A 23,131-nucleotide genomic window follows, 5' to 3' on the forward strand; every position below is an offset into this window, starting at 1 on the left:
GCGGTGGGGGGGGGGGGCGGGGGGGGGGCTGGTGGGGGCGGCGCGCGCGTGGCCGTAATTCCGGCGGGCCGCCGCCCCCCGCCGGGGGGGGCGCCCCCCCCCCGCGCCTCCTCGCGAATGCTGGCGATGGCGCGCTCGGCGTCCTCTAGCTCCACCCGCGCGTTCTCGAGCGCTTCGAGGGCGTCGTTCCGCTGCCGCTCGATTACGCGTTGCCGTGCCGGGTCGTCGACCGCGGTGAACTGGGTCCAGAGGCCGTCCGCCCGGTTCTGAAGCGCCGCCGCCATCAGGGCGGCCCGAGCCCGGGCCGCTTCGGCCTCGGCCATCCGGCCGCGCCAGTAAGCCTCGTCGCGGTCGCGCCCTCCGCCGTCGTCTGTTGGTGCGGCGGTGTTGCCGTCCACTTCCGCGGGATCGCGTCCGGCTTCCGGCGCAGCGCGTCGCTGGCCCGTATCGGGCGGCGCCGCGGAGCCTGCCGGGGTCGCCGCCACGGTCAGGCTGCCGGTGTCCCGCAGGTCGGCGTTCGTGTAGATCTTCGACCGTTCCGCTTCCGGGATCGCTGCCCGCCGAGCCCGTTCCTGTCGCGCGAGCTCGGCGAGCGGGAGCGACTGGGCCATGGCGTCCGCCGCCACGCCCATCAGCAAAGCCCATCCGAGCAGAATGCGGCCACAGGAGTGAAACGTTGCGTGGCTCATGGCGGTCTTTCGAGTGTAATCCCGTGCGCGCACGGGCGTCCACGGGGGGCGTCCCGTGGTGGTAGCCTGAGTCATGAACGTCGGCATAGTCTGTTACGCGTCGGTCGGAGGTAGCGGCATCGTCGCGACCGAGCTCGCCAAGGCGCTGGCGCGGCGCGGCCACGAGGTGCGCCTCATCAGCAGCGAGCCGCCGGTTCGGTTGAGCGACTTTCAGGCGGGACTGGCGTTCCATGCGGTGCGCACGCCAGGCTATCCGCTGTTTCGCGAGCCGCAGTACCTGTTGTCCCTCGCCAGCCGCATTGTCGAGGTGACGCGCGAACACCGCCTCGACATCATTCACGCCCATTACGCGATCCCGCACGCCACCGCGGCGTATCTCGCGCGGGAGATTCTTGCCGGCGGTGGGGAAGCGTCGCCGTCGCCCAGAATCATCACGACCCTGCACGGCACCGATGTCACGCTGACCGGCAGCGATCCCTCATACCTCGAGACCGCCGCGTTCTCCATCGATCAGTCGGACGGCGTCACGTCGGTGTCGGAGAGCCTGCGCGACGACACGTACCGCCAGCTTCCGGTTCGGGCCGAGATCGAGGTGATTCCGAATTTCCTCGACTGCGAGCGACACCAACGGGTCGTTGACGAACGGCTGCTCGAGCGCTACCGAGGCGCCGATCCGGCAACCCGACTGGTGATCCATGTCTCCAACTTCCGTCCCGTGAAGCGCGCCGACGTGGTCGTCGAGCTGTTCCGGCGGATCCGCGACCGAATGCCCGCAAAGCTGCTGCTCGTCGGTGACGGTCCCGACCTGCCGACCGCGTGCCGCCGGGCTCGCGAACTTGGTCTCGCCGCCGACGTGGAGGCACTGGGGGAGCAGGAGCTGGTGGTGCCGCTGCTGTCGATAGCGGACCTCTTTCTGCTGCCATCGTCGGAGGAGAGCTTCGGCGTCGCCGCGCTCGAGTCGATGGCATGCGGCACGCCGGTTGTTGCGTCGTGCGTCGGCGGCCTGCCGGAGGTTATTGTCGATGGCGAGTCCGGCATGCTCTGCGAACCGGACGATTTCGCCGGCATGGCGGCGGCGGCCATCCGCCTGCTGACCGAGCCGGCTCTCCACCGGCGGATCGCGCGTCTCGGCACCGAGCGCGTTCGGGAGCGCTTTTGCTCGGAGGCGGTCGTTCCCCGGTACGAGGCGTTCTACGAAGCGGTTTTGGCCCGGCCGAGTGGAGCGGCGGTTCATTTCGGGGTCGGCGGCTGACCCCACTTGTATACTCAGCACATGCCAGCAACCTACCGGATCGCGCTCTTCTTTGTGTCGCTCGGGCTCGCGCTGGGCTTGACGGCGGTATCGGCCGTCACGCAGCCGCTGAGTGATCCGGCGGGGCAGGCCGACCTCGCCGTGGCGCTCCGGCAGCTCAACAGCACGGGCACGTTCCTGTCGGTCGTAGCCCATCCGGACGACGAGAACAACGCGCTGCTGGCGCGCCTCGCGAGGGGGGATGGACACCGAACGGTGCTGTTCTCGTTGACGCGGGGGGACGGCGGCCAGAACGAGATCGGTCCGGAACTGTTCGACGCGCTCGCCGTGCTCCGGACGGAAGAGCTTGCCGCGGCGCACCGTCTGGACGGGGCCGAACAGTATTTTTCGCGCGCCGTGGACTTCGGGTATTCGTTCAGTGTCGAGGAGACGTTCGAGCGCTGGGGCCGCGAGGAAGCCCTCTCGGACATCGTCAGGATGATCCGGACGATCCGCCCCGACGTCATCTCGGCGATGAGTCCCGAAGGCCGGGGCGGTGGCCAGCACCACCAAGCCTCTGCGATCCTCGCCCAAGAGGCCTACCACGCTGCCGCCGATCCGGCGCGGTTCCCGGAACAGATCGCGGACGGCCTGCGCCCGTGGCAGGCCCGGAAGTTCTACTTTCGAACCGGTTTCCCGTTCGGGATGGGCATCGGGCCGCCTGGGTTCGCCAACCGGCGCGGCGACCCCGATCCGGCCCTGACGACGATCGACCTGGCTGGCTACGACCCGTTGCTGGGCGCCACCTGGACCGAATTGGGCAGCCGCGCCCGCAGCATGCACAAGTGCCAGGGCATGTCCCAGTTTGTCGCGCTGCCGGCGGGGGCGGCCGGCGGTCGCTACCGTCTGGCGGAGACGGCTATTGCCGGGTACACCGGCGGTTCCGGTGAGTCTTCACTCTTCGACGGTGTTGATACCTCGATCGGCTCGCTCGCGCGGTTCGCCGGAACGTCGCCGCCCAGCCGGCTCGTCGACGATCTTGCCGCGCTGGCCATGGATGCGCGTGATGCGCTTGAGGGTTTCGAATCCGATGGAATGGCGGGTGCGCGCGAGCCGGTCCTCAGCGGCCTGCTGCGGACCCGGCTGATGCGTACTGCGCTCGAGACGGGGGTGTATGGCCTGTCCGACGAGGCCCGGGCCGCGATCGACTTCAGCCTCACGAGTAAGGAGCGCCAGTTCGAGCGGGCCGCGGTGCTGGCGCACGCGGTCCGGCTCGAGGTGCTGGCCGACGACGGCATCGTGGCGCCCGGGCAGCCGATCCGCCTGCGGGCGCTGGTGGCCAACCTTGGCGATGACCCAGTGACGGTGCAGGGCCTGCGGCTTGACGGTCTCGATGGGGTCACGGGTGTGGATGCGTGCGCCGCCGCCCTGGCGGCGGGCAATGTCCAGGAGTGCAGTCTCGAAGCACGGATTCCCCCTGACGCGCGGATGACCGACATCCACTGGACGCACGTCGCGGGGGCGGACCGCTACGAACTGGACCCGGACGTACCTTTCGGGCTGCCGTTCCGGCCGACGCCGTTCCGCGCGACCGTGGACCTGAGACTTGGGTCGGCCTCGATTTCTGTTGAGCGTCGCGTCGAGTACCGCTACTACGGCGACGACCTCTTCACCGGCGAGAAGCGGATGGCGCTTCAGGTCGTCCCGCGTGTCGCGGTGTCGATGACGCCGGCGATTACCGTCGTGCCGGTTGCCGCCACCGGAGACGCGGCGGCCCGCGAGGTGCGCGTCACGGCGACGCACACGGGTCCGATAGCGCCGGGCCGGCCGGTGACGGGCACCGTACGCCTCGATCTGCCGAGCGGTTGGGTCTCCGAGCCGGCATCGGCCGCGGTCACTTTCGGCCGCGAAGACGAATCGCGGACGGTTCGGTTCCGGGTGTCGACCGGCGGCGCGCCGACGGGCGAGTACACGATGGGGGCGGCGGTCGATGTGGCCGGCGAGGCCTACGACCGGGGCTACCAGGTGATCGAATACCCTCACACCTCTCGCCGGCACATCGGCCGGCCTGCTATGGCGACGGTGCACGTGCTTGACGTGGCGGTAGCGCCGGATCTGCTGGTCGGCTACATCGAGGGCGTGGGCGACGCAGTGCCGCCGGCCATCGAGCAACTGGGTGCGCGCGTCGAGTTCATCGACGCCGACGGGTTGGCATGGGGCGACCTGGAGCGATTCGATGTGATTGTGACCGGTGTCCGCGCCTACGAGCGCCGCGACGACCTGCGGGCGAACAACAATCGGCTGCTGGAGTACGTCGAGGCGGGCGGCGCCGTCATCGTGCAGTACAACAAGTTCGAGTTCAACGAGGCGCAGTACGGACCCTGGCCGGCCCAGGTGGGACGCGGCCGTGTCACCGACGAACGGGCACCGATCCGCGTTCTGGCAAACGACCATCCGGTGTTCGCCTGGCCGAACCGCGTGGGCGCGGCGACGTGGGAGAACTGGGTGCAGGAACGCGGTCTGTATTTCCTGGCCGACCGGGATGAGCGTTACGCCGATCTGGTGGAACTGGAGGACACGTTCGAGTACAACGCTGGCGTCAAGCGGGGCGCGCTCGTTGAAGCCCGGCCAGGGCAGGGCCGGTGGGTCTATCTCGGCTTGGGCCTCTGGCGCCAGCTTCCCGCCGGCACTCCCGGCGCCTACACGCTGCTCGCCAATCTCCTCAGTCTTGGCGAGGGAGACGTTCGGTAACCGTCGCGGCGAAGGCGCGGCATCCGGCTCGGCTTCGCTACGGCCTGCCCAGCAGGTACACCTCACCGGTCGGCGCAGCCACACCCTCTTCCGGCTCGAGGGTCACGGCCATGGCAACCAGCGGGATCCTGCCCGTGCCATTCTGGAGGGGGGGCGTCACCGAAGCCGCAATCCGCCCCGCATCGTCCACCGCCAGCGTACCCCCGCTGATGGGCGCGCCGTCCGAAACGAACCAGAGTTGATAGGTGCGTCCTGGCGGCGGCGGCGGCAGCCCGGCCGCGGAGAACAGCGTTCCCGCGGTTTCACTCGTGATCCAGAGTGCTGACGCACCAGGTGCGGCGGGCTGCCCCACGAGGTACAGCGTCTCGACATCCGTAGCGGCCAGGATCGCCACTTGCGCGCGCAAGGCGTTCACCGCCTCGAGCGCCTCGCCGGCTGCCTCCTCGGCCTGCATCGCCTGCAGATTCGCGGCGTCGAGGTTCTCCTGGAGCGCCTGCGAATAGGTCATCTGCTGCATCCATTGCCAGCCCATCCAGCCGGCCGCGCCGAGGCTGGCCACCGTGATCAGCCACAGAATCGCACGCCCCGCTCGCCCCATGCCGGGTTCGACCGCGCCAGCAGGTTCATCCCCTACGTCGGCGGGGATCGTCAGGTCGTCAGCGGTCGCTGGCGTCACCGGCGTTGCCATCGGGGCGTTACGGTTCTCGCTGCCGCCTGTCTGTTCGCCAGCCGCCGGCGGCGACTCTCTGGTAATCGCGCGAAGGACCCGCTCGCGCATCGCTGTGGGCGCTTCGCGCGGTGGCGCGGCCGCGGCCAATCCGTGGGTCACCGGCAGCAGCGCGGTCACTTCCTCCACCGACGACGTGCACATTTCGATATGCGCTTCGAACTTAGCCCGGTCCGTGGCGTTCAGTGCGCCGAGCGCGTAGAGGCTCGCCAGGCTGTGCGCGTGCTTGCGGTGATGCTTGTCGGAACTCATCGATCATTCTCCCCGATGGTCGCCAGCAGTTCCGACAAACCGGACCGGATTCGCTTATGCACGGCCTTTTCCGGCTGATCGAGCTGACGGGCGATCTGTTCGAGGGTCAGTCCGTCGAAGTATGCAAGCTCGATCGACAGTCGCGTAAGCAGCGGCAGACGGGCGAGCGCGTCGCGCAGGCGCGCGGCACTGGCTGGGTCTGCCAGGTCGTCGTTCAGGCCGAGGGCCGGTTGGGGCAGGCGAACCGTCGCCGCGTCGCCGGGGCTGCCTCTGTCGGTCGCCGGGTTCCGCCCACCCGCCCGCGCCTGCGCGATCGCCAGTTCCCGCGTCCGTTCGAGCAACAGCCGTGAGACGGCGACGTCATCATCCAGATACCGCGCGGCCTCGAACCAGATCTGCGAAAACACCTCCTGCACGACCCCCTCGGCTTCTGACGGTTCGTTGGTAATCCGGACTGCGAGGGAATAGACAGCGTCTGCATGGCGGTCATAGAGCGCCGCGAGCGCGGCGGTATCCTGCCGGGCGATCCGGGAGATCAGTGTCCGGTCGTCCTTCGTAATCGCGCCGACCGCCTCCGTCGGCGATGCCGGCGGCTGGCGCGGGTTGCTGTCCGGCTCCGGTCGTGCTGGCGTCACTGTCGAGATTGTACTCGCCGAGCCGTTCTCCGGCTTGACGGTTGCAGGATGGACAGGCCGTGCGCGGAGCGATACGCTGGGGGCGGTCAGCCGGCGCACGTCGACCGATGGAGCGCGCCCGCTGGAGGAGGATGCAACGATGTCGAACAGCAGCAGCCGGCGGGCGTTCCTGACTGGCGGATCGGCAGCCATACTGGCTGCGGCATTTACTCGCACCGCCGCCTGGGCGCCGAGAGGCAGCTTGGCCGGGCAGGAGTTGAGCGATCGCGTCCGAGACGTCCGGGCCATGACCTTCGATGTCTTCGGAACAGTGGTTGATTGGCGGACCAGCATTACGCGAGAGGGCGAAGCGGTCGGCCGGAAGAAGGGGATTCAGGCCGACTGGGCCGCGTTCGCCGACGACTGGCGCGCCGGCTACGGTCCGGCGATGGGCCGAGTGCGGCGGGGCGAGCTGGGCTGGACGAAGATCGACGATCTGCACCGGATGATTCTGGACGAGTTGGTGCCCAAGTACGGTCTGGAGAGCCTCACCGAGCCGGAGCTCGATGACCTGAACCGTGCCTGGCATCGGTTGACGCCCTGGCCGGATACGGTCGAGGGGCTGACCCGCCTGCGCCGGCGGTACGTCCTGGCGTCACTCTCGAACGGGAATGTCGCTCTCCTCGTGAACATGGCGAAGAACGCCGGCATTCCCTGGGACGCCGTGCTCTCGGCCGAACTGGCGCGGCACTACAAGCCGGATCCGCAAGCCTATCTCACCGCGGCCGACCTTCTGGGTGTGGAGCCGGAGCAGGTGATGATGGTGGCCGCGCACAAGGGCGACCTTCGCGCCGCCGGCGCTCTCGGATTCCGGACCGGTTACGTCCCGCGGCCGACGGAGTTCGGCCCGAACGACGATCGCGACCTGACCCCCGATCCCGACTTCGACATCGTCGCCACCGACTTCAACGACATGGCGAGTCAGTTGGGTCTGTAGCCTACGCAGGGTTTCACCACGGACTGGTTATCTACGCGGCGCTTCGACGCGCGGCGCTAGCCGCCCATCCAGCGGTGGAGCTCATCGAGCAGTTCCGCCAGCGCCGCACGTTCGCGGCGGAGCCACGCCCGCGCCTCCCTCGGCGTCTGGCGAAGGGCGAAGAACGCCCGTACAGCCCGAATGACCTGCGTCTCCCGTTCGATGGCGCGCATACCGAACAGGGCGAGCGCGATCATGCCCAGTACGGTTAGAGAACCGGCGACGGGTCCCAGCGACACGCCCGCCGCCACCGCGGCCAGGCCGATCCAGGCGGCGTAGATTACGCCTCCGCCCAGGACCTTCCACGTTGGACGCAATTGCGGATCGGGCGCCTGCCGCGCCAGCCATCCGGTGACCCAGTACGGCGCGGCAAAGAGTGCGAGGGTGGCTATCGCCAGCGCTCCGAAAGGAAGCGCCAACAACCCCTCGCGGACCACGAACCGCGCGGCGACGCGGAACGGGACCTCCCGGTCGATGTCGCGGTCGTGCAGACCGAACCGGCGCAGGCTGGCGTCGTACTGATCCACGCGCCCGATGATGTCGGCGAGCTTCTCCGGATTTCGCTCCCGAAGCGTTGCCATCCCCGCCGCGATCAGGCGGCGGCGCTCCACGCGTTCGCGCGGATCGGAGGGCGCCCCGCGCGCCGCGGCGTACAGCCGGTCCGCCCGCTCGACCAGCCGCAGGTCATGGCGCGGCTCCGCCTCCACCATCAATCGCCGCAGCTTCGTTTCAATGCGCCCGGTCAGCTCGCGAACGGCAGCGGTCGGGTCCGTCTCGTGGAGGGCGCGCAGGTCCTCAGCGTCGAACGGCCGTCCGAAGACCGCCTGCACGCGTGACCGGAATCGCGTGAAGCGTTCGAAGTTCAGTCCGACCGGAATGATCGTGACCGAAGTGCCACGGCCTCCGCTCTCCAGCACCATTCGGGCGGCCCCGGTCCGGAGAGGTTCGAGGCGACCTCTTGCATGGCTGATTCCCTCCGGAAAAAGGCAGACCGCCTCGCCATGCGCGAGCGCCGTCAGGACTGCCGCGAACATCTCGACGTTGCGCGACGTGTCAACGCCGGAATCGATTCGGCGGTAGACGGGGATGGCGCCGGCGCGGCGGACCAGGGGGCTGAGGAGATGCCCGGCGCAGAGAGTCGACTTCGCAAGAAACCGTACCTGGCGTCCGGCGGTCGCCTGAATGAGCGCAGGGTCGAGAAGGGAGTTCGGGTGGTTGGCAACCAGCAACAGCGGTCCCGCGGGCAGGGCGTCGCCTGTCCGATCGACGCGGTAGAAGATGTGCACCCCGAGGGTGCCGAGGCTCCAGACCCAGCGGCTGGGAGGCGTGAGCGGGACGTTGGGGACAGGTTCGACAGCGGCCGCCGGCGCGCTCATTGTCACGGCGGCGCGGCCTCGGCCGGCGTCGGAGGTGTGACGTCGATCCGGCCCGTGTAGATTGCCATCCCGACTACCGCGTCGATCCCCTCGGCATCGAGTTGATCGATCTCGGCCTGCGTGGTGATTCCACCTGCCGCGGTCAGCCGCCGCGCTGTGGCGCGTCGGACCGCCAGGATCGCCTCCATGTCGGTCCCCTGCATCAGCCCCTCGCGATCCACGTGCGTATAGAGGAATTCAGCGCAATACGGCTCGAGTGCGCGCGCCGCCTCCACCGCTGTGAGCGGGGTTGCCTCAGTCCATCCCTTGATCACGACGCGGCCGTGCTTGCTGTCGATGGCCGCGATCACCTGTTCCGGTCCGACTGCGGCGGCGAGTGACTCGGCGAAGGCGACGTCCACCTGACCGTTGTCGAAGAGGGACGAGCCGACGATCACCGCACTCGCCCCGGCGTCGAGCATGTCCCGCGCCCGGTTGATCGTGCGGACCCCTCCGCCGACGCGGCAGCGCAGGCGCGGCGCTATCCGTCGGATTATTGCCGCGTTCGACCCCGATCCCATCGCCGCGTCGAGATCGATCACCTGCACGCGCGGGAAACCCCGGAACTTCTCCACCCACCCGTCGATGTCGTCCGAGGCGAGCGCTGGCCGCTTCCCCTGCACGAGCTGCACGACCTGCCCGCCTCTCAGATCGATTGATGGAATCAGCATCTCGTCACAACCGGACCGGAACGCCGGATGCCCGCAGATGGGTCTTCAGGTCGGCCACGGCATGCTCCGCGTAGTGGAAGATCGACGCTGCCAGCGCCGCGTCGGCCCGCCCGACGGTGAAGACGTCTACGAAATGGTCGAAGGTCCCTGCCCCACCCGACGCGATTACCGGGATCGGCACGGCCTCCGACACCGCCGCGGTCAGTTCGCAATCGAACCCCGACTTGGTCCCGTCACGATCGATCGACGTCAGGAGGATCTCGCCCGCTCCCCGGCCGGCCGCTTCGCGAGCCCACTCCACCGCGTCGCGGTCGGTTGCCTGCCGGCCGCTCCGCACATATATCCGGAATCCGTCGCCTTCGCGTTTCGCGTCGATCGCGACGATTACCGCCTGGCTGCCGTACCGGCGAGCGAGCGTTGTGAGCAAGTCGGGTTTCTCGATGGCCGCGGTGTTCAGGCTCACCTTGTCGGCGCCCGCCTCGATGGCCGCCTCCGCGTGCGCCTCGTCACGGATCCCTCCACCGACACAGAGGGGCAGGAAGATCTCCCGCGCCACTTCATCGATTGTCCGGGCGAGCGCTTTCCGCTTCTCGATCGTTGCGGTGACGTCGAGAATCACCACCTCGTCGATCCCTTCTACGTTGTAGCGACGGGCCAGCTCGGCCGGCGCGCCCGCATTGCGCAGTCCCTCGAAGTTGATTCCCTTGACCACCTGACCGTCGCGGACGTCGAGGCAGGCGATGATCCGTTTTGACAGCATCTGCCGGCTATCCGTTTCCGGCTTCCGCCATCCGGCCGAGGACGTTTCGGAAGAGCCGCAATCCGACGTCTCCCGACTTTTCCGGATGGAACTGCATCCCGACCAGCCGGTCACGCTCGACGAGACTGGCGAATTCGATGCCGTAAGTGGTGGAAGCGACACAGTCGCCGGTCACCGGTGCGGCGTAGGAATGCGTGAAATAGACCTGATCTCCTTCGGCAATCCCGTCCAGTACCCAGGAGTCGCGCGTTTGGTGCAGGCTGTTCCAGCCGACGTGCGGCACCTTCAGCGTCTGGCCGGCCCCCTGTGCGCCGGGGCGGTCCACGTCGGCTGGGCCGTCCCCGGCGCCGGGCGGTTCGATCAGCCGGCAACGTCCGGCCATGGCTCCGAAGCCGGCCAGCCCCGACGCCTCCGCGCTCCCCTCGAAGAGCCACTGCAGGCCGAGGCAGATCCCGAGCAGCAAGCCCCCGCGATCGATCACGTCCGCGATTGCCCGCCGCCACGCGTCGTCGAGGGCGGAAGTGGCGTCGAAGTTGCCGACACCGGGAACGATGACGCCCCGGACCCGATCCAGGGCCGCGGGCGACGCCGGCGTGTCGTAGCGCGCCCCCAGGTGCGTGAGCGCTTTCCTCACCGACGTCAGGTTGCCCGCCCCATAGTCGATTAACGCGATGCTGCTCACAGCAGTTCCTTCGTACTGGGCAGCATCCGGCCCAACTGCCGGTCGCGCGAGCAGGCGACCCGCAGCGCGCGTGCGAACGCCTTGAACACGGCCTCGACACGGTGGTGGCTCGATCGTCCGTAGAGCACCTTGACGTGCACGTTGGCGCGCGCGCCCTGTGCAAAGCCGTCGAAGAAGTCGGCGATCAGCTCTGCTTGCAGATCGCCCACGAGCCGAGCCCGCAGCTTGAGATCGGTCACCGCATGCACCCGCCCGCTCAGGTCGACCGCCGCCACACCCAGCGTCTCGTCCATCGGCATGACGAAATAGCCCGCCCGGTTGATTCCCCGCTTCGAGCCGAGTGCCGCCGCCACCGCCTCGCCAAGCACGATGCCGATGTCCTCCACCGTGTGATGTTGATCGACGTCGAGGTCGCCGGTCGCCTCGACGGTCAGGTCGAACGCGCCATGCCGGGCGAACAGCTCGAGCATGTGATCGAGGAAGCGGATGCCGGTCCGGACACTGTAGCGTCCCCGCCCATCGAGCGTCAGGCAGAGGGCGACCCGCGTCTCGGTCGTTTCACGGTCGATCCGCGCCGTGCGGGCGCCGCGCGCGGCGCGCGGGGCGACCGTCCGTTCCTTCGCGGCCTGGTTCGCGGCGGTTCGAGCCGTTCGGTTTCCGCTCATCCTCTGTCTGTTGCCTTGCGCGTCGACTGCGCGCGGCGCGCCGCACGCGCTCCCGGATCCGGCAGCACACGACGAGCCACGGAGGCCGCGTGCGCCCGAAGTCCCTCGGCGTTGGCGAGCGAGATGACGGCGGGCGCAATACGGCGGAGACCAGTTCGCGTCAGCCGTTGCACGCTGTTGACGCGGACGAAGTCGGCGCCGCTCAGCCCGCCCCGTGCGCGTGCCGCGCCACCGGTCGGGAGGACGTGGTTGGATCCGGTCGCGTAGTCGCCGGCCGCCTGCGCCCCGAACGGTCCGGCGAAAACGGTTCCCGCCTGCGTGATCCGACGCGCGTCGGCCATCGTATCGGTCACCGCGTGCTCGGGCGCGATCCGGTTCGCGAGATCGATCGCGTCGTCCAGCGTGGGGGTCACGACCGCGACGCCATGGGCGGCGATGGACGGCTCGGCCGCCGGGTGTTCGCGCACCTGCAGCCGCACCGCGGCCGCGACGGCTCGTGCGAGGGTCCGGTTCGGCGTCAGCAGGATTGCGCGTGCGTCCGGATCGTGTTCCGCCTGCGCCACGAGGTCGGCGGCAATCCAGTCGGGGTTGCCGTCAGACGAGACGACGACGATTTCCGTCGGGCCGGCGTAGAAGTCGATGGGGCAGTCGCGTGCGACGAGCGCCTTTGCCGTGGCGACGTAGGCATTGCCGGGGCCGACGATCTTGTCTACCCGCGGGACGCTCGCCGTCCCATAAGCCAGCGCGGCTATTGCCTGGGCGCCGCCGATCCGGAAGAGCCGATCCACTTTCGCTTCAACCGCCGCGGCCAGCACGGCGGGCGCCGGGTTTGGGCAGACCGCAAACACCTCGCCGACCCCTGCCGCGCGCGCCGGAATCGCCGTCATCAGCAGCGAGGACGGGAGTGGGTGCCGTCCTCCGGGAACATAGCAGCCAACCCGGTCGAGCGGCGTCACCCGCTGTTCGATGGCCACACCGGGCGTCGGCTCGACCCGCCAACCCTTCGGCACCTGTTTCACCGCCACGCGCCGGATCCGGCGCGCAGACTCGGCGATCGCCGCGCGCACAGCCGGTGGGGTTGCGTCAACGCCGGCGGTCAGTTCGTTCGCCGGGATCTCGATCGGTCCCCGCATTCGATCCAGCGTCTTCGCGTAGTGACGTAGTGCCCGGTCGCCCCGTGCCCGGACGTCACTGACGATCTCGGCGACCCGCTGCGCGACCTGGCCGTCGATCCCTTCCGCCGCGCCTCGATCGACGATGGACTGGACGGCCCGCCGGTTTGACGAGGTGACGATCTTCACGCCTCGAGCCTCATGACGGCGAACCTCACAGCACGATCTTGTTGAGTGGGTACTCGACGATGCCGCGCCCACCTGCCGCACTCAGTTGCGGGATGAGTTCCCGGACCGTCCGCTCTTCCAGAATGGTCGAGACCGCCACCCAGTCGTTGTCGCTCAGGGGCGAGACGGTGGGGCGTTGCAGCGCCGGCAGCAGTGCGAGGATCGCGTCGAGGTTGGGACGCTCCACGTTCAGCATCAGTCCGACACGTCCCTGCGCTTCCATCGCCGCTCTCAGCAGCACGGCGATGTTCTCTATCTTCGTCCGCTTCGTTTCGTCCTCCATCGCGCGCCGGTTGGCGATCAGTTGCGGATTCGACTCGAGCACGGTGTCGATGATTCGGAGGTGGTTCGCGCGAAGCGTCGATCCGGTCTCGGTAGCTTCGACGATGGCGTCCGCGAGGTCAGGCGGCTTCACTTCGGTCGCGCCCCACGAGAATTCGACGCTGACGTTAACGCCGAGCCGTGCGAAGTACGATTCCGTGACCCGCACCAGTTCGGTCGAGATGTGCCTTCCCTCAAGATCGGCTGCCTTCTGAAACCGCGAGTCCTCCGGCACCGCGAGCACCCAGCGCACCTTGCGGAAGCTCTGCTTCGAATACACGAGGTCCGCTACGCGCACGATACGGTCGCCGTTGCCGGTGGCGGCTTCGTGCTCGGCAATCCAGTCGATACCGGTCAAACCCGCGTCAACCGCCTCGTCGGCGACATAGCGCGCCATCTCCTGAGCACGGATCAGCGTGCAGGAGATCTCGGGGTCGTCGATTGTCGGGAAATACGAGCGCTCGCTGACGTAGATGCTGAATCCGGCGCGGGCAAAGAGTTGCACCGTGGAATCCTGCAGCGATCCCTTCGGGATTCCGAGGCGCAGGCTCATGACGTGCCCCCCGCCACAGTGCCTTCCACGTCTTCGGTGCCACCCGGCAGTTGCTTGAAGAAGCAGGTTCGTTCTCCGGTATGGCAGACGTTGCCTTCCCCGAGCCGCTCCACCCGGACGAGCAGCGTATCGTCGTCGCAGTCGGTGAGAATCCGACGCACCCTGAGTAGATTGCCGGAGGTCTCACCTTTCATCCAGAGGGTGTTGCGCGTCCGACTGAAGAACGTGGCGAACCCGGATGACTGCGTTTTCTCGAGCGCCGTGGCGTTCATGAAGCCAACCATCAGCACCTCGTTGCTGGTGTCGTCCTGAATGACAGCGGGCACCAGACCACCCATCTTGTCGAAGTCAATTTCCATCGTCCCTGTTCTCCCCGGCTCGAATTTCATGCACAAAAAAAGCCCCGCCGCATCTGTTCGGCGAGGCCATCGTGTCGCGTGCGAGCGTTTGGTTGCTGGTCAGCCTACACGCACCGCCACGAGCCCCGCCCCCGGATGGGCGTGGTGATGATGACCACCGTTGTGGCGTCGCGCGCGGCTGACGTTCGCTCTCATCGCGCGCGTACCATACCCCACCCCTGTTCGACCGTCAATCCGATGCCCCGCGCATATATGATTTCGGGGATGGGAAGGCTAGGAGCCAGCGCCGGACGCGCCCGCACGGGCGCGCTAGCGCTGGCGATCTGCTTCACGGCCTGCCTGTTGGGGTCGGCTGCGCCGATCCTTGCCCAGGGCGAAGACGCGGCGTCGGCCGCCCGTGGCGCGCTCGACGAGTACATCCGCGCCTGGAACGACGAAGACAACGATGCCATTGCGGCAATTACCAACTTTCCGCGGATCAGTATCGGCCTCAACGGCCAGATCGTTGTCCGCGACAACCCCGAGGAAATCGTTGTCGACTTCGATCTGCTCCGGGCCGCCGAGGGCTGGGATCACACGACCCTCGATCTGGTCGATGCCACCCAGGTGTCACCTGACAAGGTCCATTTCCGCGTCGTTACCAGCCGCCGGCGGGCGGACGGATCCCCGTACCGCACCACCCCGGCCCTTTACGTCGTCACGAATCAGGACGGCCAATGGGGCCTCCAGGTCCAGTCCGTTCTGCCTCCGACTTTTTCCGCCCGCTAGCTTCACAACGGTGCGCCGGCCTCCAGGCCGGCACAGTCATTTCGGCACGCTAGCAAGCCCGCGGGTGCAGCCGTCGCTTCATTCGAGCGGCGATACGGAGCGCTGGGGGATGGTGTATGTTAGGTGTATGGCGCGCACCAATATTGACATTGACGAGGACGCCTGCGCCGCGGTGATGCGCCGGTTCGGGCTGGATACCAAACGGGAAGCGGTCAACTATGCGCTTCGAAGGCTTGCGGTTGAGCCCCTCAGCCTCGACGAGGCACTGGGCATGCAGGGCTCCGGCTGGGACGGCGATCTCCGTGACCTGCGCCGCACCCGCGTACCGTGATCCTCATCGACACCTCGGCGTGGATTGAGTTTCTGCGAGACACCGGCTCGACAACCGCCACCCGCGTAAGGGACTGCCTGATCAGAGAGGAAGTCGCCACCTGTGGAGCGGTGTACATGGAAGTGCTCGCGGGCGCGCGAAGCGAACGCCACCTGATGGAACTCCGGCGCCTGCTCGCTCGAGCCGCCATGATCGCGATCGAGGCCACTGACTACGATCAGGCGGCGTCACTTTATCGACACTGCCGGCGGGGCGGGGAGACCATTCGCTCACTTGTCGACTGCCTGATCGCGGCGGCGGCGATTCGCGCCGGCGTGCCGGTCCTTCATCACGATGCGGACTTCGACGCACTGGCGCGGCACTCGCCGCTCCTGATTGATCGGTCGTGAGAGATCACCAGGCGGTTCTGGCGGTTCGACGCGGTCAACTGTCCGGCGGCACGTCTTCCCGGCCGATCATCACTTCCGTCGCCTTGACGATCGCGGTAGCGTCGTCGCCCCGCTTGAGACGAACTTCGTCGATGGCGTCCCGCGTAATGACGGCAGTGAGGGACTGGTCGCCGATGCGGAGGCGCACTTGGGCCAGAAGGCCTTCGCGGCGGACTTCTTCGACGACACCGCGGAGACGGTTGCGGCCGCTGAGGGAAACGAGGACGCCGCTGCCGCGCGGAGAGCGACGCCGGCGGTCAGGAGGCGCGCCGCGGCGTGCCAGGAGGCGAGCCACTTCCTCCTCCGCGATGCGGTGATGACCGCCATCGGTTCGAACGGACCGGACGGCGCCCTTGTAGATCCAGCGCTTCAGCGTCGAGTAGCTGATACCAAGACGGTCGGCTGCTTCGCGGACGGTCAGGAGGGGCATGATTCCCAGGGTGACGAACTAAATCGTCTTAATCCGTTTGCCTGATATGACTGAAATCATACTATATTGTTCGAATGTTCGAACGGAGGGCCGTTCTGGCGGGCCTGCTGGGGCTGTTTGCGGCCTGTGCAGGCTCCGGCGGCGGGGACGGTGACACGTCCCGGGTCGGCGATGCGGCGCCGGTCCTGGTGTCGGCGGCGGCCAGTCTCTCCGAGGTGATGGCCGTGATTGCCGACCGATTCGAAGGGGCGACAGGCAGCGCGATCCGGTTGAACGTCGCCGGATCGCAGATGCTGGCGTCGCAGATTATCGAAGGCGCCCCGGTCGATCTCTTCGTCAGCGCCGATGAGTTGCAGATGGAGCGCGTGGCGGAGGCGGGGAGGATAGACGCCGGGAGTCGGATCGATCTGTTGACGAATCAGCTCGTCGTCGTCGTACCGTCGGACCGGCCGGGAACCGTTGCGGCACCCCGGGATCTGGCCCGCGCATCCATCGAACGCCTCGCCCTGGGCGACCCCGACGCGGTTCCGGCGGGCGTGTACGCGCGTGACTGGCTCCGCGCGGCCGGTCTATGGGGCGCTGTGGCGACGAAGGTCGTTCCGGCGAGCAACGTCCGTGCTGCACTTCGCGCCGTCGAATCGGGCGCGGCCGACGCAGGTATCGTCTACCGGACGGACGTGCGGACGGCCACCGGCGCGATTGTTGCCTTCGAGGTGCCCATTGGGGATGGACCCGCCATCGTATATCCCGCGGCCGTTGCGACCGGCGCTCCGAATCGCTCCGGTGCCGTGCGCTTCCTCGACTATCTGCAGACATCCGCCGTCCGCCCGCTGTTCGAAGCGGCGGGCTTCGTCACGCTGCGATGATTGCCGAGCTGATCGAGGTGACGGGGTTCACGCTGCTGATGGCGGCGGTGGCGACGCTTCTGATGTTGCCGCCGGGCATTGCAATCGCATGGGTGCTTGCCCGGCGGCGGTTCTGGGGACGCTCGGTCCTCGAGACGCTCGTCTCGCTGCCCCTGGTCGTCCCGCCGGTCGCCACCGGCCTGCTCCTGCTGAAATTGTTCGGGCGACGGGGGCCGATCGGCGCGTTGCTCGAGCCGCTCGGTCTCGAGATCGTCTTCACATGGCGCGGAGTCGTCATCGCGATGGCGGTAATGGGGCTCCCCCTCCTGATCCGCGCGGCGCGCGCCGGATTCGAACAGGCGGACCGCCGGTACGAGGAAGTGGCGGCGACGCTGGGCGCGAAGCCCTGGCGCGTGTTCCGCACCATCAGCCTGCCGCTGGCTCGCCGCGCCCTGCTCGCCGGCACGGTACTCGGTTTCTCGCGCGCCATCGGCGAATTCGGCGCGACCATCATGCTGGCCGGCGCGCTGCCGGGCGCGCGCACGCTTTCGGTTGCGATCTACCGCAACGCGGAACTGGGCCGCGACACGGCCGCAATGGTGCTGATTGGCGCTGCCGTCGCGATTGGCTTCGCCGCGGTTCACCTGTCGAACCGCCTCGGGGCGGCATCGTGACGGCGCCAGTGCCGAACCACGCGGACGCCGCCGCCACGCCGGTCGTGATTGACATACGACTGCGCCAGGGATCGTTCTCGCTTGCGTTGCATGAAACGATCGAAGCCCGCACGGTGGCCCTGTTCGGCCCGTCCGGCTCCGGCAAGACTACGACCCTTGCGGCGGTCGCGGGTCTTCGCCGCCCGGACGATGGAGTCATCCGTATGGGCGACCGCGTCCTCTTCGACCACGCGCGACGGATCGACGTCCCGCCGCACGACCGCCGCGTCGGCTACGTTCCCCAGGATCTCGCGCTCTTCCCGCACCTCGACGTTCGCGGCAACGTGATGTACGGCGCGCGCGAGGACCGCCGTCCCGACGGAGACGACACTGGCTCCCTCGTGACCCACGCGTCAATCCTCGAGCTCCTCGAGATCGACATGCTCCTCGACCGCCCGGTCGACAGCCTCTCCGGTGGTGAGCGCCAGCGTGTCGCGTTGGCCCGCGCCCTGATGACGGCACCGGATCTGCTGCTGCTCGACGAGCCGCTCGCTGCACTCGACGCCAGCCTGCGCGGCCGCATCCTGCCGTATCTGGAGCGGGTGCGTGATGAACTTGGCACACCGATGCTCTACGTCTCGCACTCCGCAGAGGAAGTACGCCGCGTGGCCGAGCGGGTAATCGTGCTCGATCAGGGACGGACCCTCCGTGCCGGCGTACCGGCCGACGTCCTGCCCACGGTTCGCGCCGACGCAGCGCCGCTCGAATGTAGCGGGGGTTTCACCACGGGCTGCTAGACTTGCGGCGCTTCGCCGCACCTTGGGCAGACACTTGTGAAAGCGTCCGGATCCGTTTGGAGGAGACATGATGAGGGGCGTACGGGTGCTGGTCGGAACGCGCAAGGGAGCATTCGTTCTGACCTCGGACGGGTTACGGACTGAATGGACGGTCGACGGTCCCCACGCGGCCGGCTGGGAAGTCTTCCACGTTGCCGGTTCGCCCGCCGACCCGAACCGCATCTATGCCGTGCAGCACACCGACTGGTTCGGTCAGGTGGTTCAGCGGTCGAACGACGGTGGCCGGTCGTGGCAGACGGTCGGCAATGAGTTCGCCTACGAAGGCGACGTCGGTACGCACCTCTACTACGACGGGACGCCCCACCCGTTCGAGTTCAAGCGCATATGGCACCTGGAACCGTCACCCACCGACCCGGACCATGTCTACGCCGGCGTGGAGGATGCCGCGTTGTTCCATAGCACTGACGGCGGGCAGTCGTGGCGCGAGTTGCCCGGTCTGCGCCAGCATCCAAGTTCGCCGAAATGGCAGCCAGGCGCCGGCGGCATGTGCCTCCACACCATCCTGCTGGATCCATCCGGCAGCGGCCGGATCTACGTTGCCATCTCCGCCGCGGGTGCCTTCCGGAGCGACGACGCCGGCGCGACGTGGCGTCCGATCAACCGCGGCCTTCGGTCGCCGGACATGATTCCGGACGACCCCGAGGGAGAGGTCGGTCACTGTGTCCATCGCCTCGCGATGCATCCGTCGCGGCCGGACGTCCTTTACATGCAGAAGCACTGGGATGTGATGCGCAGCGACGACGCCGGCGACTCCTGGCGCGAGGTGAGCGGCAACCTGCCGTCCGACTTCGGATTTCCGATCGCGGTCCACGCGCACGAACCGGAAACGATCTACGTCGTACCGATCAAGAGCGACTCGGAACACTATCCGCCCGACGGTCGCCTTCGCGTCTACCGGAGCCGGAACGGCGGCGGCGAGTGGGAGGCGCTGACGGAAGGCCTGCCGCAGGAGCACTGCTACGTCAATGTTCTGCGCGACGCGCTGGCGGTCGATACGATCGATCCGTGCGGCGTCTACGTCGGCACGACGGGCGGCCAGGTGTACGTTTCGAACGACGGCGGTGACGGTTGGGCGTCCATTGTCCACGACCTGCCACCGGTCCTTTCCGTAGAGGTCCAGACGCTGGAATGACCGCGCCGGCATCTGCGCCGACTCCACCGCCCTTCCGGGACGACACCCGCGCCGTCCGGCGCATCGTGACCGTCATTCTCCCCGCCCAACTCTGCACGTTGGCCCGGGTGGATCGCGAAGTTCGGATTCCGGTTTCCGTCGGGGATGCGAACCTGACCCAGCGTGTCCTTCTGGACGCTCTCGAATTGGCCTATCCGATGCTCCGCGGCACCATTCGGGACCGTGTTACGCGCCTCCGCCGCCCCTACCTCCGTTTCTTCGCCTGCGGGGAGGACGTCTCCCACGAGTCTCCAGACGCGCCCCTTCCGCGGGAGGTCGCCGCCGGCACCGAACCGTTCCTCGTCATCGGATCCGTGGCCGGCGGGTAGCCCGGCAGATTCTCGCCGTTGCCTTTGGTGTAGCGTACGCAGGGGACTGGATCCGTTGCGATGAAGCGCCACGCGAGCCTCGTGCCGTTGTCGCGCGACCATCACCATGGGCTGGTGATGGCGGAGCGGTTGATCCTGGGGCGGTCGACCAATCCAAACGCCGACTGGCCCGAGGATCGCACCGAGCAGGTGGCGCGGCTCCTTGCCTTCTTCGAGAACGACCTGCGGCCGCACTTCGACGCGGAAGAGGCGTATGTCTTTCCCGTCGCGGCGAGGGAGATGGAGGGAGGCGGGCGTGAGGTGGCGGCGCTGGCAGCCGACCACGAGGCGATGCGGGCGCTGATTCGCGGCTTCGAGGCGGATGCGGTCAGCCGCCTGGACGATCGCCTGACGGCGTTCGGTCTTCTTCTCCGTGGGCACATCCGTCGCGAGGAAAACGATCTGTTCGAGGGGATGCAGGTGGCGTGCGAGCCTGCGATCCTGGCAACGGTCGGCGCGGCGCTTGAAGCCGCTCCGCTGGGCCGCGGCGCCGCCTGCGCGGTACCGCCCAGGACAGAGTAACTGAGCGATGGAGGTTCCGGGGGCTGCGCGCTACCGGACCGCCGGCAAGGGGATCACCCGTCCGGAGCCGGGGCGTGTTGGGAGTTCTGCTTGCGCGGGAACGTCGGCCACCCGGGCAAGGCTAACGTGACGGATAGCCGCCCACCCAGACCGGGCTGGACCACGCCATCGCGTCGTTCACCTGGACGACGCGGACGTAGTAGTAGTCCCCCTGTCGGGGTTCATCCTCGTCGGTGTAGCTGAATGTCACGTCACGCGGACCGTTGCGGATGAGCCGGCGCAGCATGATCCGATCGTCGGGGTAGCCTTCCGCCGGCAGCGTGCGCGTGATGCCGCTCGTGTGCAGCGGCAACCGCACCTCCTCGGCTTCGATGTCGGCGGGAGGGCGGAAGAAGGGGGGCGCCGATCCGGTTTCGCGCGCGGCGTCGAGGTTGATCAGGAGCGACGCGTCGGGACGGATGTCGGTCAGCGTCAGCCGGATCGAGCTGGCGTCCCCTCGGGTGTGGGTCGCAAACCGGGCTCCGTTCCCCTCCGGCTCGAGCGCCTGCGTGGTCGGATTGACGAAATCGGTCGCCGTCACCTCCGCCAGCGCGGCTCCCTGGACCCGGAGGTCGCCGCGCCAGTGCCGCCAGCCGCGGGGCGCGTCACCGGGATGGCGCGGCGTGGCGTCGGAGGTGAACGAGAGCAGCCACTCCTCGACGTCGGCCGGCCGGCCGCCCCCCGCGTCGAGCCCGTAGGTCTCGCTCCAGATCGGTTCGTCATTCTTCAGGAGCGTGATCGAGGCGATCGGCGCCGTGCCGATCACGCGACCCGACACGGCGCGCGTCTCGGCGTACTCCGCCCGCTGTCCCATCGGGGTGTCGTTCACCGTCACGTCGAGGATGATCCGGTCGCCCGTCGTGGCGTACGTCCGCCGCTCCCGCATCGCGTCGAAGATCGCGTCGCGTGAGCGCTCGGGAGCGAGCACCGCCCCCAGTCCGCCCCGCTGTGCCAGCGTGTTCCGGTTCGGCGCCGAATACCCCGGATGCGAGAGGTGGTCGTCGGAAGCGGCGACCAGTCCTACCTGGTGGCCGTGGGAGAGGTACTGCCGTGCGAACCACTCGAAGGTTCCGTGCATCGACATCATCTCGATCAGCGGTTCGAGCTGCGCGTCGGACTGTCGGTAATCCCCCGGATTGTGGGCGTGGGGAATCACCACGACGTCGGTCGGGTCGTAGCGGGCGTGCAGTTCGCGATAGAGGTCCGAAAGCGTCGGATGTTCCAGCGCCGACACGCGTTCGCGGCCCTCCGCGGTTCGAAGCAGCACGTTGTGATGGCCGCCGAAACGGGCGTGCCGCGTCCACTCCCAGCCGAGATACGGAATGAACCGACCGGGTTCATCGAACGACAGCACCGCCTGCCGGGATATTTCCCACTCGGCGTCGTCCATCCACGTGTCGTGGTCCGAGTGCGTCACGAAGTCGAGCCGCGCGTCGTCCCGCGCGAACGTCATGAAGAACTCCACCGTGCCGATCCCCTCGGCATAACCGGAGTGGCCATGCGTGTCGCCCCAATAGATGCGCCGCTGGGGATTCTCCGCAACCAGGATCGGGTTGGCGTCACCGGTGATCGCGCCGTCCGCCGAGCGGATCTCGACCCAGTGCGGCCCCGTTTCCTCGAGCGTCAACTCCACGATGCTGACGGGATCCGTGCCGGCCGGCGTCGTCGCGCGCACGTCCCCGTCTATCAGGACGTCGAAGGCCGGGATGGGACCGGTCGCCCGGTTGAAGAAGGCATCCTCGGCGCGGACCGAGAGTTCGAAGATCTCGCCCGGCGCTACGACACTCGGCGCGAAGCCGTGGACACCCGCTACCGTCGTGCCGCTGACGACGAACGGCAGGATCGGCAGGGGCCGCCATTCCCCGGAGCCGTCCAGATCGACGTAGAGCGGCAACGGCATGCGCGCGCTCGACGTGCTGGTCATCAGCATCCCCGGCCCGCCGCCGGTCGTATCGCCGTAGGTGATGGTCACCGTCTCGCCCGGGTCGAGCGTGCCCGAAGCGAGACGGAACACCAGCGCCGGCTCCGGCGAACGAAACCCGCCGTGGGCACCACTCGCCATGTAGACGTCGGTAGTGAAGCGGGCGTCGTCGTCGCTCGTCAGGATGGTGGCGTAGCCGTCGGCAGAGGGATCGTCGGTCTGGTAGGGCCCGTTGTTCACGCTGAAATGGCGCGCCACCCAGAAGCCGCCGCCCGCCGCCACCGGCTCGCTCCCCACCGTCCAGGTCTGGCGGATCGTCTGGTAGCTGCGCGCCGGGAAGGGACCGAGCGACTCCGCGGTCAGCGCCCCGAGCGATCCCTGGACGTCGTGCAGGGAGAACAGCCGCACCAGCCGATCGATGTTCGCTCCCTGCCGGCGGGCGGCGGCGCCGGTTGGCGGCAGCGTCGCCTGCAACCGGACATTCGGACCGCCTAGTCCGACTTCGTTACCCGCCAGCGCGTAGGCGTCCACCCAGTCGGCCAGGATGCGGGCTCGCTCCGCGATCGTCTCCGCGTCGGTCGGTTGCGCAGCGACGGACGCCTTGAGCTGCTCCACCTCGGCGCGCAGCGCCGGAGAAAGGTAGTCGTCGCCCGGTCCGGGTTCGGTCGGCGCGTTGCACATGGCGGCTCCCGCCCCGAGCACGACCACTGCCGCCGGCATCCACCGCCGCAT

The 23,131-nt window shown here is 68.2% G+C and carries 25 protein-coding genes (1 of these 25 cut by a window edge); 12 read left to right on the forward strand and 13 right to left on the reverse strand.

Translation table 11 applies throughout. The features are described 5' to 3' along the window. Window positions 1-689: the 5' portion of a hypothetical protein gene (locus tag F4Y45_11850; GenBank protein ID MXY25200.1), read on the reverse strand. 130 nt of this gene lie to the left of the window's left edge; only the first 689 of its 819 coding nucleotides appear in the window; it begins with the start codon at window positions 687-689; the stop codon falls past the left edge of the window. Between the two features lie 73 nt (window positions 690-762). On the opposite strand from F4Y45_11850, the gene bshA reads away from it, so the two are divergent. Together bshA and F4Y45_11860 are read left to right on the forward strand one after the other, a co-directional pair. Further along, entirely contained in the window at window positions 763-1,941 is a 1,179-nt protein-coding gene (gene bshA, locus F4Y45_11855) for an N-acetyl-alpha-D-glucosaminyl L-malate synthase BshA (protein ID MXY25201.1), read from the forward strand. A gap of 21 nt (window positions 1,942-1,962) precedes the next feature. Beyond that, on the forward strand, window positions 1,963-4,671 hold the full coding sequence (locus F4Y45_11860) for a PIG-L family deacetylase (GenBank protein ID MXY25202.1): 2,709 nt from the start codon (window positions 1,963-1,965) through the stop codon (window positions 4,669-4,671). Window positions 4,672-4,708: 37 nt separating this feature from the next. Here F4Y45_11860 and F4Y45_11865 read toward each other — a convergent pair whose 3' ends face one another. Together F4Y45_11865 and F4Y45_11870 are read right to left on the reverse strand one after the other, a co-directional pair. Next, window positions 4,709-5,650, reverse strand: a complete 942-nt coding sequence (locus tag F4Y45_11865) for a hypothetical protein (protein MXY25203.1) — start codon at window positions 5,648-5,650, stop codon at window positions 4,709-4,711. After that, window positions 5,647-6,618, reverse strand: coding sequence for a sigma-70 family RNA polymerase sigma factor (locus F4Y45_11870; GenBank protein ID MXY25204.1), 972 nt, complete (start codon window positions 6,616-6,618; stop codon window positions 5,647-5,649). The genes F4Y45_11865 and F4Y45_11870 overlap by 4 nt, the downstream gene beginning before the upstream one ends. Here F4Y45_11870 and F4Y45_11875 point away from each other — a divergent pair. Then, entirely contained in the window at window positions 6,542-7,261 is a 720-nt protein-coding gene (locus tag F4Y45_11875; protein ID MXY25205.1) for a haloacid dehalogenase type II, read from the forward strand. The genes F4Y45_11870 and F4Y45_11875 overlap by 77 nt on opposite strands. Before the next feature lie 56 nt (window positions 7,262-7,317). Here F4Y45_11875 and F4Y45_11880 read toward each other — a convergent pair whose 3' ends face one another. The 8 genes from F4Y45_11880 to hisI are packed head-to-tail and all read right to left on the reverse strand — an operon-like array spanning window position 7,318 to window position 14,066. After that, window positions 7,318-8,682: a hypothetical protein gene (locus tag F4Y45_11880; protein ID MXY25206.1), complete on the reverse strand. Its 1,365-nt coding sequence runs from the start codon at window positions 8,680-8,682 to the stop codon at window positions 7,318-7,320. Continuing rightward, window positions 8,679-9,386, reverse strand: a complete 708-nt coding sequence (locus tag F4Y45_11885; GenBank protein ID MXY25207.1) for a 1-(5-phosphoribosyl)-5-[(5-phosphoribosylamino)methylideneamino] imidazole-4-carboxamide isomerase — start codon at window positions 9,384-9,386, stop codon at window positions 8,679-8,681. Before F4Y45_11885 ends, F4Y45_11880 begins: the two co-directional genes overlap by 4 nt. A 4-nt stretch (window positions 9,387-9,390) precedes the next feature. After that, window positions 9,391-10,146, reverse strand: coding sequence for an imidazole glycerol phosphate synthase subunit HisF (gene hisF, locus F4Y45_11890; GenBank protein MXY25208.1), 756 nt, complete (start codon window positions 10,144-10,146; stop codon window positions 9,391-9,393). Between the two features lie 7 nt (window positions 10,147-10,153). Then, on the reverse strand, window positions 10,154-10,819 hold the full coding sequence (gene hisH, locus F4Y45_11895; GenBank protein MXY25209.1) for an imidazole glycerol phosphate synthase subunit HisH: 666 nt from the start codon (window positions 10,817-10,819) through the stop codon (window positions 10,154-10,156). A 5-nt stretch (window positions 10,820-10,824) separates the two neighbouring features. Next, complete coding sequence (gene hisB / locus F4Y45_11900; protein MXY25210.1) at window positions 10,825-11,493, reverse strand: imidazoleglycerol-phosphate dehydratase HisB; 669 nt, start codon at window positions 11,491-11,493, stop codon at window positions 10,825-10,827. Further along, on the reverse strand, window positions 11,490-12,875 hold the full coding sequence (hisD, locus tag F4Y45_11905) for a histidinol dehydrogenase (GenBank protein MXY25211.1): 1,386 nt from the start codon (window positions 12,873-12,875) through the stop codon (window positions 11,490-11,492). Before hisD ends, hisB begins: the two co-directional genes overlap by 4 nt. Continuing rightward, a complete protein-coding gene (locus F4Y45_11910; GenBank protein ID MXY25212.1) occupies window positions 12,820-13,707 on the reverse strand; it encodes an ATP phosphoribosyltransferase in 888 nt (295 codons plus the stop codon). The genes hisD and F4Y45_11910 overlap by 56 nt, the downstream gene beginning before the upstream one ends. Next, window positions 13,704-14,066 (reverse strand): phosphoribosyl-AMP cyclohydrolase, encoded by a 363-nt coding sequence (gene hisI / locus F4Y45_11915; GenBank protein MXY25213.1) that lies wholly within the window; start codon window positions 14,064-14,066, stop codon window positions 13,704-13,706. Before hisI ends, F4Y45_11910 begins: the two co-directional genes overlap by 4 nt. A gap of 264 nt (window positions 14,067-14,330) precedes the next feature. Between hisI and F4Y45_11920 the strand changes: the two genes are divergently transcribed. The 3 genes from F4Y45_11920 (at window position 14,331) to F4Y45_11930 (ending at window position 15,554) form a co-directional block, all read left to right on the forward strand. Continuing rightward, window positions 14,331-14,834 carry a hypothetical protein gene (locus F4Y45_11920; protein ID MXY25214.1) on the forward strand — a complete coding sequence of 168 codons (504 nt, stop codon included), beginning with the start codon at window positions 14,331-14,333 and terminating at the stop codon, window positions 14,832-14,834. 127 nt (window positions 14,835-14,961) lie between these two features. After that, window positions 14,962-15,165, forward strand: a complete 204-nt coding sequence (locus F4Y45_11925) for a type II toxin-antitoxin system VapB family antitoxin (GenBank protein MXY25215.1) — start codon at window positions 14,962-14,964, stop codon at window positions 15,163-15,165. Then, the gene (locus F4Y45_11930; protein ID MXY25216.1) at window positions 15,162-15,554 is read left to right on the forward strand and encodes a PIN domain nuclease; all 393 of its coding nucleotides are present in this window, start codon (window positions 15,162-15,164) and stop codon (window positions 15,552-15,554) included. The genes F4Y45_11925 and F4Y45_11930 overlap by 4 nt, the downstream gene beginning before the upstream one ends. 34 nt (window positions 15,555-15,588) lie before the next feature. Here F4Y45_11930 and F4Y45_11935 read toward each other — a convergent pair whose 3' ends face one another. Beyond that, on the reverse strand, window positions 15,589-16,023 hold the full coding sequence (locus F4Y45_11935) for a helix-turn-helix domain-containing protein (GenBank protein MXY25217.1): 435 nt from the start codon (window positions 16,021-16,023) through the stop codon (window positions 15,589-15,591). 74 nt (window positions 16,024-16,097) lie between these two features. Between F4Y45_11935 and modA the strand changes: the two genes are divergently transcribed. The 6 genes from modA (at window position 16,098) to F4Y45_11965 (ending at window position 20,439) form a co-directional block, all read left to right on the forward strand. Then, complete coding sequence (gene modA, locus F4Y45_11940; protein MXY25218.1) at window positions 16,098-16,889, forward strand: molybdate ABC transporter substrate-binding protein; 792 nt, start codon at window positions 16,098-16,100, stop codon at window positions 16,887-16,889. Then, on the forward strand, window positions 16,889-17,542 hold the full coding sequence (gene modB, locus F4Y45_11945; protein ID MXY25219.1) for a molybdate ABC transporter permease subunit: 654 nt from the start codon (window positions 16,889-16,891) through the stop codon (window positions 17,540-17,542). The genes modA and modB overlap by 1 nt, the downstream gene beginning before the upstream one ends. After that, window positions 17,149-18,318 carry an ATP-binding cassette domain-containing protein gene (locus tag F4Y45_11950; protein ID MXY25220.1) on the forward strand — a complete coding sequence of 390 codons (1,170 nt, stop codon included), beginning with the start codon at window positions 17,149-17,151 and terminating at the stop codon, window positions 18,316-18,318. Before modB ends, F4Y45_11950 begins: the two co-directional genes overlap by 394 nt. Window positions 18,319-18,388: 70 nt before the next feature. Beyond that, window positions 18,389-19,510: an exo-alpha-sialidase gene (locus tag F4Y45_11955; GenBank protein ID MXY25221.1), complete on the forward strand. Its 1,122-nt coding sequence runs from the start codon at window positions 18,389-18,391 to the stop codon at window positions 19,508-19,510. 62 nt (window positions 19,511-19,572) lie between these two features. Further along, on the forward strand, window positions 19,573-19,878 hold the full coding sequence (locus tag F4Y45_11960; GenBank protein ID MXY25222.1) for a MoaD/ThiS family protein: 306 nt from the start codon (window positions 19,573-19,575) through the stop codon (window positions 19,876-19,878). A gap of 60 nt (window positions 19,879-19,938) precedes the next feature. Continuing rightward, window positions 19,939-20,439, forward strand: coding sequence for a hemerythrin domain-containing protein (locus F4Y45_11965; protein ID MXY25223.1), 501 nt, complete (start codon window positions 19,939-19,941; stop codon window positions 20,437-20,439). Window positions 20,440-20,560: 121 nt separating this feature from the next. Here F4Y45_11965 and F4Y45_11970 read toward each other — a convergent pair whose 3' ends face one another. Beyond that, a complete protein-coding gene (locus F4Y45_11970; protein MXY25224.1) occupies window positions 20,561-23,131 on the reverse strand; it encodes a DUF3604 domain-containing protein in 2,571 nt (856 codons plus the stop codon).

It is taken from the genome of Acidobacteriota bacterium, assembly GCA_009838525.1.
GTDB lineage: Bacteria > Acidobacteriota > Vicinamibacteria > Vicinamibacterales > UBA8438 > VXRJ01.

Coding starts and splice junctions, on each gene's coding strand:
- bshA (MXY25201.1), top strand. CDS start 763: ATGAACGTCGGCATAGTCTGTTACGCGTCGGTCGGAGGTAGCGGCATC.
- F4Y45_11860 (MXY25202.1), top strand. CDS start 1,963: ATGCCAGCAACCTACCGGATCGCGCTCTTCTTTGTGTCGCTCGGGCTC.
- F4Y45_11865 (MXY25203.1), bottom strand. CDS start 5,650: ATGAGTTCCGACAAGCATCACCGCAAGCACGCGCACAGCCTGGCGAGC.
- F4Y45_11870 (MXY25204.1), bottom strand. CDS start 6,618: ATGCTGGTCCGCCAATCAACCACTGTTCCGAAGACATCGAAGGTCATG.
- F4Y45_11885 (MXY25207.1), bottom strand. CDS start 9,386: ATGCTGATTCCATCAATCGATCTGAGAGGCGGGCAGGTCGTGCAGCTC.
- hisF (MXY25208.1), bottom strand. CDS start 10,146: ATGCTGTCAAAACGGATCATCGCCTGCCTCGACGTCCGCGACGGTCAG.
- hisB (MXY25210.1), bottom strand. CDS start 11,493: ATGAGCGGAAACCGAACGGCTCGAACCGCCGCGAACCAGGCCGCGAAG.
- F4Y45_11910 (MXY25212.1), bottom strand. CDS start 13,707: ATGAGCCTGCGCCTCGGAATCCCGAAGGGATCGCTGCAGGATTCCACG.
- hisI (MXY25213.1), bottom strand. CDS start 14,066: ATGGAAATTGACTTCGACAAGATGGGTGGTCTGGTGCCCGCTGTCATT.
- F4Y45_11920 (MXY25214.1), top strand. CDS start 14,331: ATGGGAAGGCTAGGAGCCAGCGCCGGACGCGCCCGCACGGGCGCGCTA.
- F4Y45_11925 (MXY25215.1), top strand. CDS start 14,962: ATGGCGCGCACCAATATTGACATTGACGAGGACGCCTGCGCCGCGGTG.
- F4Y45_11935 (MXY25217.1), bottom strand. CDS start 16,023: ATGCCCCTCCTGACCGTCCGCGAAGCAGCCGACCGTCTTGGTATCAGC.
- modA (MXY25218.1), top strand. CDS start 16,098: ATGTTCGAACGGAGGGCCGTTCTGGCGGGCCTGCTGGGGCTGTTTGCG.
- F4Y45_11950 (MXY25220.1), top strand. CDS start 17,149: ATGGCGCGGAGTCGTCATCGCGATGGCGGTAATGGGGCTCCCCCTCCT.
- F4Y45_11955 (MXY25221.1), top strand. CDS start 18,389: ATGAGGGGCGTACGGGTGCTGGTCGGAACGCGCAAGGGAGCATTCGTT.
- F4Y45_11965 (MXY25223.1), top strand. CDS start 19,939: ATGAAGCGCCACGCGAGCCTCGTGCCGTTGTCGCGCGACCATCACCAT.
- F4Y45_11970 (MXY25224.1), bottom strand. CDS start 23,131: ATGCGGCGGTGGATGCCGGCGGCAGTGGTCGTGCTCGGGGCGGGAGCC.